This window comes from Bacteroidales bacterium (genome assembly GCA_012517825.1).
In the GTDB taxonomy this organism is placed as follows: domain Bacteria; phylum Bacteroidota; class Bacteroidia; order Bacteroidales; family JAAYUG01; genus JAAYUG01.
In genome coordinates this window covers 41,475-51,717 of sequence record JAAYUG010000138.1, presented here as the reverse complement: position 1 = coordinate 51,717, position 10,243 = coordinate 41,475, and the positions used below count along the sequence as shown (strand labels likewise).

Sequence of the window (10,243 nt, the reverse complement as noted above, 5' to 3'; positions counted from 1 at the left end):
TGGCGCCGGTAATTGCCGATACCCGTGACGGCAGTCTGCATTATATGGATTCCTACTGGTACATTGGGCATATCAGCAAGTTTGTGCGACCCGGTGCCATTAAGGTACTGACCAGCTCCACACAGGATGATCTGCCCGGCGCTTCCTTTATTAATCCCGATGGCAGGCTGGCAGTAGTCATCCTCAATGCAACGGATTCGGCGCGGGAGGTTGGTGTATGGATTTCAGGTTCCGTTTTCCGTACCAGCATGCCGGAGAGGTCTATTGCGACGCTGGTTTTCTGATGAACCCACATTGCGCATTTTGCCCGGATGCTGGCGCGTAAGGCCAGCCCACTGCGCATCAGTTCACTTCGCTCCTGATGCGCAATCCGGGCTTAACCCACATTGCTCATGAAAACATTCGCAATGTTCCCTGCGGGCCGCTTCCACTTCGTTCCAGCGGGATTTGCCCGGATGCCATCCCACAAAGCCTGCCCACTGCGTATCAGTTCGCTTTCGCTACTGATACGCAATCCGGGCTTAACCGGCCGCTTTCACTCCGTTCCAGCGGGATTTGCCCGGATGCCTGTGCGCAAGACCTACCCACTGCGCATCAGTTCGCTTGCTCCTGATGCGCAATCCGGGCTTAACCCACATTGCTCATGAAAACATTCGCAATGTTCCCTGCGGGCCGCTTTCACTCCGTTTCAGCGGGATTTGCCCGGATGCTTCCACGCAAGGCCTACCCACTGCGCATCAGTTCGCTTGCTCCTGATGCGCAATCCGGGCTTAACCTTAATGAATTGCCCAGCTGACCGCAGGCCGCACTGATGTCAGTGCCCCGTGACCGACGAATGGTGGCGGAAATGCCGGCTTCGTTCAACTCCTTCATAAAATACTGCATAGCAGATGCTTCCGATGGCCGTACAACGCTTCCTTCGAAAGGATTAAAAGGAATAAGGTTTATCCTGAATACGGTGCCACGAAACAGGTAAATCAGCTCCTGCAGATGCTCACGGGAATCGTTCACACCAGCCATCATAACATATTCGGCTGTTATGCGGCGATGCCGGTTCATTCCCTTCCGGCCCACAGACAGAATGATTTCCTTTAGCGGGAACTTATTTTCGGCAGGAATCCATTTCTTCCTTTCCTCCGGGAACGGAGAATGAACACTCAGGGCAAGATGGCAATTGGTTTCGTCCAGAAACCGCAGAACAGATGGAAGAATACCAACAGTTGAGACAGTGATTTTTTGAGCTCCAAATGAAAGGCCCCAGGAAGCAGTAAGTATGGCAAGAACACGAAAAAGGGCTTCGCTGTTGTCGAACGGTTCACCCATGCCCATAAAAACAATGCGGTTGAGCATACTGCTTTCCGGAACCGACAGAACCTGGTTCAGAATTTCCCTTTCAGTCAGATTGCCTCTGAAACCCGACTGGCCTGTACAGCAAAATGCGCATCCCATACGGCAACCAGCCTGTGTCGAAACGCACAACGTATGCCTGGATCTTTCAGGAAGGTAAACCGACTCGACAAACCCTTTTTCCCCGGCTGAAAAGAGGTATTTCCTGCTTCCGTCGGCTGAAACCATCAGATGGGAGGGTTCATAGTATCCATCGGCAAAAGCTGCTGCCAATTTCCGGCGAAGGGAAAGAGGCAGCTGAGCTATCTGCATTATATCACGCATCTTTTTCCTGTAAAAGCCCGTCAGTAAAGGGACAGCATAATCCTCTTTTTCACCGGATTCCCGCAGCCACAATTTTAAATCCTCTAATGTTTTCCCAGCCAGAAAATCCATACGGTCGAAGGTTTCGGGTTCCGTTTTTTTGTGTTATGCATTATTATTGTTTTGCTAATGAACGCTTCAAAAATATTTTATTTTGAAGGAGTAAAATCAGGGGGAGTTCTTTTGTACCATTGCGTATATTCCTGATAAGCCCTCGCCAGCAGAAGTATATTTTGCTCACAATACCAGTTGCCGACAAATGTTACACTTGTGGGCATGCCTTGTGCATCAAACCCGCTGGGGACAGACAAGGCAGGATGACCAGTAAGATTTGTAATCAGCAATTGATTCCCTTCGAGGGAAGGAAAAACGATAACATCTGCCTTCTGAAAAAGCCGGTTAAACTCGTTGATCAGAAGTGTTCGTAAACGGCTGGCCTGGATATATTCCACGGCGGGAATGGTACGTGCCTGACGAAAAATATTGGGCCATGCATCTTTGGTCTGGCGTACCATTATAGTATCCTTCCCGGATCGCGTTAATTCGTCAAAGGCTGCTGCAGCTTCCGCTTCAAGAATAATGCTAAGGCTATTAACAGGAATGGTATCAGGAACTCTAACCGGAACCAGCTGAAAGCCCAGATGCCTTAGCAACTCTATAACACTGCTGTCATTCGCTCTGAAGGGGTAATTCCGTGTAAAAATTTCCTCATCATAGGCAACCCGCAAATTCTTCAGATTTTGCGAGGCCTTGAAGGAAAATGGCACACTGACTGAAGCCGGGTCACCCGGGTGGCTGCCATTGATTGCGGCAAGAATAATGGCACAATCCAGGGCAGTTCGTGCAATGGGACCCAGTTTATCCATGGTCCACGACAATGTCATTGCTCCGGTTCGCGGAACACGTCCGAAAGTAGGTCTGAGTCCAGTTACTCCGCAAACAGTCGAAGGGGAAACAATCGACCCCCATGTCTCAGAACCAATGGCAAAGCCAACCAGACCTGCTGCCGTTGCTGAAGCAGAACCAGCAGAAGAACCGCTCGATCCTGTTGCCGGATTCCATGGGTTCCGCGTCATATCTTTGAACCAGACATCCCCCATGGCAAATTCACCCAGTGAGAGCTTGGCAACCAGTACAGCACCGGCTGAGTCGAGCCGCTGAACAATAGCAGCAGTATGTCCGGCTATTTGCTTTTCATACAACCTTGATCCCCACGTGCTTGGTACACCTTCAACATCCAGCAAGTCTTTCACTCCGTATGGAATACCATGCAGAGGTCCGCGATATTTCCCGGCCCTTATTTCCCGATCGGCTTTTTTTGCCTGGGCCAGGGCACGATCTTCAAGAAGAGTTACCACACAATGCAACACCGGATCATATTCCTTTAAGCGATTGATATACAACCGTGTCAGTTCTTCCGATGTAATCTGTCCGGTACGCAACAGAACCGAAAGTTCCGATACAGGATAAAAACACAACTCTTCCCTGTTTTCAGGGATACTCACCTTTGCCGGCAAACCATAATCAGGTATACCGGTATAAATATCAGCCCTGTAGCCCGGTGGTACCGGAGAAAAAATAAAAGCCGGAGGCACATCATTGGAAAGTGATACGTTGCGCATTGATTGATAGGATGAACGGTAAGCATTCAAACCGTCCAGCATAGAATCAATTTCGGCATCATCAAATGCCAGATCAGAAAGAATAGCAGCAGAGCGAACAACCTCTTTGGTAATTATGCTCTGATTTGATTCTTTGCTTCCGCAACCGGATAAAATCAACATAATAAAAACAGCAAATAAAAAGCCCGCGCAAAAGAAAGAGAAATTCTTTCTTCCCGGGGTCAAACCTGAGTATAGACGGAGTGTTTTCATTGGGAAATACTTTTTAACAAAGTAAGGCAAAAAAATAAACCCTATGTTCAAAGGCAGTATAGGACAAATTCAAAAATATCTGCAAATTGCATAAAAAACTGATTTAATTATGGAACGTCGTCAATTTCTGGGCAGAGTTACAACAACTGCCGCTCTTGCCGGGAGCATTCCATTCCTTTCTTCCTGTGCTTCAGGAAAAGCAAAGGAAAATTTATCCGAAGACTGTAAAAAAATAAGGAAAGCGATTTTTGCCATGCTCAGCACACAGCGAAGATCGTGGGAGCAGGGGGTGGCTGCGCAGGCCTTGCTGGAACTGGGAGAATATGAACTGGTTTATCTGTTGGCTGAGGAAGCAGTTCTGAGACAGGACCAGCTTGGACGGCTTGCCAATGTAGCCAGTGACGAAGCAGTTACCGACCCTGCCTCCAACGGAGAACCCGTGCTGAAAATGGCTGAAAGGTATTCCAATGAAGCTTTCAGGGAAGCCCAGGCAAAAATGCTGCAATATCTTCTTCATAGGGCACCCAGGACAAGTGACGGGATCATCCATCACATTACCTATGCCCCGCAATTATGGATCGACAGCATGTACATGTGTCCGCCCTTTCTTGCAGTAGCAGGAGAATATGACGAAGCGCTCCGTCAGGTGGAAGGTTTGCGCAAATATTTATGGGATAGCCGGAAAAAGTTATTTTCCCATATCTGGGACGAAAAGAAAAAAACATTCGAGCGGAAAGCTTTCTGGGGTGTCGGTAACGGATGGGCTCTGGCAGGGATGACACGTGTCGCCCATGCATTGCCTGAGAACCGGACGAACGACAAAGAACGACTGTATGGATACATCCGGGAGGGCATAGATGGATGCCTTGCACATGTGAGGGAAGACGGATTATTTCATAACATTATTGACGAACCGGGAAGTTTTGTCGAGACCAATTTGTCGCAAATGGCAGCCTACACTATTTTCAGAGGGATAGAAAGAGACTGGCTGCCGGTTTCCTACCTGGAAGCTGCCGTTAAAATGAGGAAGGCGGCGCAGGGCAAAATGGATTCTTTTGGAATGGTTCGCGGTGTGTGCGGTTCACCGGAGTTTGACCATCCCGGAGCAGCGACTGAAGGTCAGGCGTTTTACCTTCTGATGGAAGCCGCCTGGAACGACCTGAAAAAGAAAAAACCGGAGATCAGTCTACATACTTGAGCCTGTCCCACCAGGTCTTTTTAAGAATCAGTGAAGTTATCACCATGATCCCGAACGTAACTCCGAACAGTTTCCAGTCGCGCAGTACCAGGTAAACGGGAAATGCCATCAGCGTAATTTGCCAGACAATGCCCACAACTATGTTGAACATATCGATCAGGAAGTTTTTATTACCCACAAACGACGGGTCTTCAGCAACAACCTTCTGATGGATCGGTTTCCAGAAGCCCCAGGGCCTGACATTTTTATAGAAATGCTTCAGCGTCTCATCGTCTTCGGGCCTGGTGAGGTAAGTGCCAAGAAGGCAGCCAATAAGCGACAGGAAGAAAATGACCGGAAAAGCATTCATATTGAAATTGGCAGGAAGAGGTGAATTGCTTAGTACCGAAACAGGGTACAGATGGCTCAACGCTGGCAGGATCAGGGATGCTGCAATGCCGGTCACCATACCCCAGAAATAGCCGTAGCCATTAAAACGCCACCAGTACCATTTGAGCACGTTGGACGCGGTGTATCCTCCCCACAGACCGGCTACGATCCAGAGAACAATTTTATTGATGGATTCAACAAAAAACCCGATGCTGACACCTACCAACACCACTGCAACGGAGGCAAGGTAACTCATACGGACATACGTTTTTTCGCTGGCATGCGGATTGATATATTTCTTATAGATATCATTCACAATATAGGCAGGTGCCGCATTAACCGTGGCTGCAAAATTGCTCATGAATGCGGCCAGCAGACCCGCCATGAGAAAACCGAGCAATCCGACAGGAATATATGTTGCAAGTACCTGGGGAAGAATGGATTCAAAATCAGGTTCCGTAATGGAGGCTGTGTACAGCGTATCAAAATTCGTCAGAGCCAGCACGGTAAGTCCGGCTACCATGAAATACCTGAACGGATTCAGCACCACATTGACAAGGGAACTCATTTTCGACGCCTCCTGAGGGTTGCGCGTGGACAGGATTCTTTGCATATCATAATTGGGAGCGGGTCCTGCTGCGGCAAGCAAAATCCCCTTGAACAGCACCATGACAAAAAAGATCCCGAACAAATAATAACCGTCATTCTGAATCCAGTCATTGAAAGCATGAAGTTTGGCCGATGCCTGCGCTGAAATCTGCGTCCAGTCGAGACCAACAGTTTTGCCGAAAAACATACTCTTCCATCCTTCAGGAATCACAGCATTGATTGTGCCCGGAGACACCTTAACAATGGCAATAATCCCGATAGCTATGGAGGCAATGGTAAGAATACAGTATTGAATTACTTCGGTAATGACCACACTGAACATCCCACCCTTGACAACGTAAAATGTAGTAATGCCCATCAGGATCAGAGCGTAAAGATTTTCATTCATCTGGGGATATCGGGCCAGCATTGCCGCATCAGTTACCAGGGGGGGAAGGAACGCTGTTATAAATTTCCCGATTCCTTTAAAACCGTATGAGAGAAAGCCAATCACGCTCACGATGGCAAAAATCACAACGATAATGTGCGACAGATTGGCCCCTTTGCCTGTACCAAAACGGGTTTTGATCCATTCGGCGCCGGTCATAACGTTGCTTCTGCGCAACCACGAAGACAGATAAACCATCAGAAAGATCTGGTTAAATACAGGCCATAGCCAGGGTATCCACATACTTTTCATCCCGTAAACCGATAACCAGTAGACCAGCAGCATGGTACCGGCAATATCGAACATTCCGGATGCGTTCGATACACCCAGCAGATACCAGGGAAGCTGATTACCACCGAGAAAATAATTCCGTATGCTGGCCGAAGCCCTGTGTGATACCCAGTACCCGATCATGATACTGGCGATAAGATAAACAACAATGATCAGGATATCGATTACACTGAGATGCATAACAGTAGGGTTATAGGTTAAAAATAAACCGGCCGCCTCAGATCCTCATGCTGTACAAATAAACAACTTTTTTTGATTGGAACTTTCTCAAACAAAGTAATCAATTCTTTTATGTGAAGACTCAGATTTATTAATTCATTATATATCTGTCAGTTAAAACCTTAATCCTTCGATGATACAAAAATTCCTGCCAGGATGCCCTATAAAGTTAATTTCGTTCTCTCCAGAAGCAGGTGCAACCTAAATAGTAATGCAGATCATTCATTTTAATAACAAAGATCATTCATATTTATTCACTCAGTAATAAAAATTTTTGATAATATTAGGCTTCAGCATTTTTTGCACTTTGTTCCAGGATATGTCCAAGAATCAACCCCCATACCAGGCATCAAACAGGAATGAAAAACTCTTGTCGCTTGTTTCCTTAATTAACGGCTGTGTACTGATTACCGACCATCAAGGAAACATCAGGGAATTATACCTTCATGAAGGATGCCGGTTGTCCTTTTTTTTCAACGCAACGGAAGGAAAGCCTATTGCGGGCATAATACCCGCTCTAACTAAGGAAAAGGTGCTGGAATGGATAAGCGGTGCAGAAGATCAGGGATATGCCATTGAAAAACACCTCCAGTATGAGTCCATGACACTTCGCATTAAACTCGCCGCATTCAGGGAAGAGGGTCAGTCTTTTATATTGTGGTGTTTTGAAACAAAGCCGGAGGTATGGTATAAAAAAACCGAGAATCAGGATACAGCTGTGTCGCTGGTAAGAGAGAAAGATAAGGAAGGTTTTTTGGTTAAAGGATCCAAAATCATTCTGGATGCCCTCAGTGAGATCGTAGTGGTATATGACCAGAACATGCAGCCGGTATGGGCAAACAATGCGGCATGTAAAAGCGCCGGCCTTGATATAGACAATATTGCAGGCAAAAATTGTTTTGAAATATGGAGTAAACAAAAGAAAATCTGTCCGGGATGCCCGGTTCAGGAAGCCATGGCATCGCGGCAGCCAAGAGAGTCTGAAATACTTCACCCTAACGGACAATCCTGGTATGTCAGAGGCTTCCCCCTTTTTGACTCCGATGGACAATTGTCTGGTGCCATTGAGATTGCCCTTGAAACCACTTCGCAGAAAAAAGCTGAAGCGGCCTTTAGAGAATCAGAAGAACGGTTCAGGATTCTTGCCCATGCAGCCCATGAAGGAGTAGCATTGCTGGATACGGGGATGCGGATTATTGAAGCCAATGATTCATTTGCCCGGATCTTTGGTTACAGTCCCGGAGAAATTCAGAAAAAACCCATAACTGAGTTTGTTGTACCGGAGCATAAGCGCGAGTTTCAAACCTTTATTCAACAGGCACCCGAAGGTACCCTCCGGTATCAGGCCATGAAAAAAAAAGGTACCCGCATTACGGCCGAAATCAATGTGCGGTCTATTCCATTGGGAAAAGAAAAATTCCGTGTAATAACCGTTACCGATGTAAGTGAACAGTTATATGCCGAGAAGATCAGGGTTCAGGACATAGACCGCATGGAAACATTGATTGAACTGAACCGGATGATGGATCTTCCGCCCCGCGAACTGTACAATTTTGCTCTTGAAAAAGTGCTTTGGCTTACTGAAAGTTCCCTGGGTTTTATCGGGCGCATCAACCCGGATGAAACGGAAATGAATATGGAAGCATTTTCGGCCGAAGTAATGAAAGAGTGCAATATTCCTGACCATACCTGGAAATTTCAGGTTGAACAGGCCGGTTTATGGGCGGAAACCATACGTCAGCGAAAAGCGGTAATCATTAATGATTATGAGGCTTATAATCCCTGGAAGAGAGGTTTTCCATCCGGTCATGTCCTTCTGAAACGTTTCCTTACTGTACCGGTATTTGATAAGGGGAAAATAGTACTGGTGGCAGGTGTTGCCAACAAACGGGATCCTTATGAAGAACGCGATGCCCGTCAACTGACGCTTGTCATGGACGGGTTGTGGAGGATACTTCAGAGAAAGCAGGCGGAAGAAATGCTTCAGATATCGGAAAAGAAGTTCCGCAGTGTTGTGGAAGCCAACCCGCTGGGAATGCACTTTTACAGCATGTCAGAAAACGGATCGGTTATTCTGTCGGGAGCTAACCCTGCCGCCGACAAAATGCTGCATATTAAACACAATTCCTTTCTCGGCAAACCGTTACAGGAAATATTTAAAGGATTTTCCGAAAGTCAGTTTGCTTTGATACAATCCGTATTTGTCAACAAGAAACCAATTTATACCGAACAGTTTGAATACCACGACAAGCATTTTCAGGGTACGCTGGAAGCTTTTCTTTTTCCACTTTCTTTTGATTCAGTTGTTTGCATTTTCAATGATGTTACCGAACGAATCCGATTGAACAGGGAGCTGGTGGTTGCCAAGGAAAAGGCGGAAGAATCCGATCGGCTGAAGAGTGCTTTTCTTGCAAATATGTCGCATGAAATCCGGACGCCCATTAACAGCATCCTTGGATTTTCCTATCTGCTGGCCGATGAAAACATCAATCCCGCCAAGCGAAAACTCTACACCGACATCATTCAGACCGGAACAAAACAGCTGCTCACCCTGATCAATGACATCATTGACCTGTCAAAACTGGAAGCCAGGCAGCTGAAGCTTCATTACGAACCGTGCAGTCTGAATAAGCTGATGCAGCAGATTTATCAGCAATATGAACAGGAGCGCATCAGGAAGCAGAAAAATGAGCTACTGCTGGAATACAGATGCGGTCTGCCGCAGGGAAAAGACGAAATACAAACCGATCCGGTAAGGCTTCAGCAAGTATTGGCCAATCTTCTTTCCAACGGTATGAAATTTACCCAGACTGGCTATATCCGGTTTGAGTACAAATTATCCGACGACAAAAAAATGGTTCTCTTTTCAGTATCCGATACCGGCAAAGGCATTCATCCGGATAAAATCAGTGTGATTTTTGAGCGATTCCGGCAGGAGGATGAAACGATATCAACGCAGGCCGGAGGTTCAGGGCTGGGTTTGTCGATCAGTAAAGGACTTGTTGACTTATTCGGAGGAAGAATATGGGCTGAGTCAGAACCGGGCAAGGGATCCGTTTTTTACTTCACCATTCCTTATCTTCCTGAGCCGGAAAAAGAAAAACCCGTGCACGTTGAGGAAAAAGATGCCCGCTTTGATCTGACAGGACGAAAAATTTTACTGATTGAAGACACACCGTCCAATCTTGAATTGTTGCGGGAAATGCTCACAGAAACGCATGCGGTCATTCTGGAAGCTGTAACGGGAAAAGAAGGCCTTCAGGTTATGGAACAGGAAACACACATTGACCTGGTACTGGCCGATATTTGCCTGCCTGACCTGGACGGATATTCTCTGATTCGCAGTATCCGCTCTGCCCATCCGCTTACTCCTGTGATTGCCCAGACAGCTTATGCTTATGAGCAGGACAAACAGAAATGCCTCGAAGCAGGTGCTTCCTGTTATCTGGCCAAGCCCTTCCTCAAAGAAGATTTACTGCAAGCCATCAGTAACAGCTTGCTCCATTGCGCTGATTGAATGATATCAAATGCCGGTTTCAAGGGCAT

General features: G+C 46.8%; 6 protein-coding genes. 3 read left to right on the top strand and 3 right to left on the bottom strand.

Annotated features, from left to right (window positions below; all coding sequences use genetic code 11):
* Positions 1 to 284: hypothetical protein (locus GX419_09940; GenBank protein NLI25012.1), on the top strand; the 284-nt coding region annotated here is incomplete at its 5' end.
* 439 nt (positions 285 to 723) lie between these two features.
* Here the strand turns inward: GX419_09940 and GX419_09935 are convergent.
* On the bottom strand, positions 724 to 1,782 hold the full coding sequence (locus tag GX419_09935; GenBank protein ID NLI25011.1) for a radical SAM protein: 1,059 nt from the start codon (positions 1,780 to 1,782) through the stop codon (positions 724 to 726).
* A gap of 77 nt (positions 1,783 to 1,859) precedes the next feature.
* Entirely contained in the window at positions 1,860 to 3,494 is a 1,635-nt protein-coding gene (locus GX419_09930; protein ID NLI25010.1) for an amidase, read from the bottom strand.
* Positions 3,495 to 3,693: 199 nt separating this feature from the next.
* Here GX419_09930 and GX419_09925 point away from each other — a divergent pair, with 199 nt between their 5' ends.
* On the top strand, positions 3,694 to 4,782 hold the full coding sequence (locus GX419_09925) for a glycosyl hydrolase (protein NLI25009.1): 1,089 nt from the start codon (positions 3,694 to 3,696) through the stop codon (positions 4,780 to 4,782).
* Here GX419_09925 and GX419_09920 read toward each other — a convergent pair.
* Positions 4,766 to 6,658, bottom strand: coding sequence for a Na+:solute symporter (locus tag GX419_09920; protein ID NLI25008.1), 1,893 nt, complete (start codon positions 6,656 to 6,658; stop codon positions 4,766 to 4,768). The two genes, GX419_09925 and GX419_09920, sit on opposite strands and share 17 nt — an antisense overlap.
* A 358-nt stretch (positions 6,659 to 7,016) precedes the next feature.
* Here GX419_09920 and GX419_09915 point away from each other — a divergent pair, with 358 nt between their 5' ends.
* Positions 7,017 to 10,214, top strand: coding sequence for a PAS domain S-box protein (locus GX419_09915; GenBank protein NLI25007.1), 3,198 nt, complete (start codon positions 7,017 to 7,019; stop codon positions 10,212 to 10,214).
* Positions 10,215 to 10,243 lie beyond the last annotated feature (29 nt).